The sequence below is a fragment of the Mycobacterium sp. genome, from assembly GCF_008709575.1.
Classification (GTDB): domain Bacteria; phylum Actinomycetota; class Actinomycetes; order Mycobacteriales; family Mycobacteriaceae; genus Mycobacterium.
In genome coordinates this window covers 1-676 of record NZ_VYIK01000139.1, presented here as the reverse complement: position 1 = coordinate 676, position 676 = coordinate 1, and the positions used below count along the sequence as shown (strand labels likewise).

General features: G+C 59.5%; 1 pseudogene. It reads right to left on the bottom strand.

Features of this window, described 5'->3' with window-relative positions:
• Window positions 1-477: 477 nt before the first annotated feature.
• Window positions 478-676: pseudogene (locus tag F6Q13_RS17280) on the bottom strand (PadR family transcriptional regulator); the annotation flags it as partial.

Sequence of the window (676 nt, the reverse complement as noted above, 5' to 3'; positions counted from 1 at the left end):
GTGCTCAAGAACATCGGCGATTTCGGCGGGTTCGGTAGCTAAGTTGACGCATGCCATCTGGACGCCGCGGCCTTGAAATCGGCGACCCGCCCCACTGATTTGGGCACCTCAGATATTGCAAACTACACCCAGACCCTATCAGTGGCTTTCTACCAGCTATTTTGTTGACGGTCGTGCATCAAACGGCACAGGCACACCACCTTGCCGACAAGTCGGTAATCTGCCCGCATCCGTTGCCATGGCGTTGAGATTGCGGCTAGGGTCGTGAATCGAGGGAAATGCGCAACCCTGGATGCAATCTCAACACCGGTCGGGTTACCGGCTGAGCCAATGAGATAATTTTCACGCCGGGACGCATCCCCCGGAACCGTTGGTTCAGCGGCATGTGAAAACTAACCCCCTAGGTCCGGATGGTTGGTGTGCCCGACCGACGCCAAACTACTCGGTCGCCCGGATTCGCCCGGGGCTCGATCACTGTCAATCGGCTTCGGCGAGCAGCGTGTAGATCTCGCGGCGGGCCTTTTTGAGGATGTCGACGATGCGTTGCTGTTGTTCGCCGGTAGCGGCATACGCCGATTGCGTCACCGCCACGAACAATTGACCCAGCGCCGTGCGCAGGTTGAGCTGGCCCGCGTCGGCGCCCTCGGTGATCTCCTCCCACGGCGGGATTGTGATT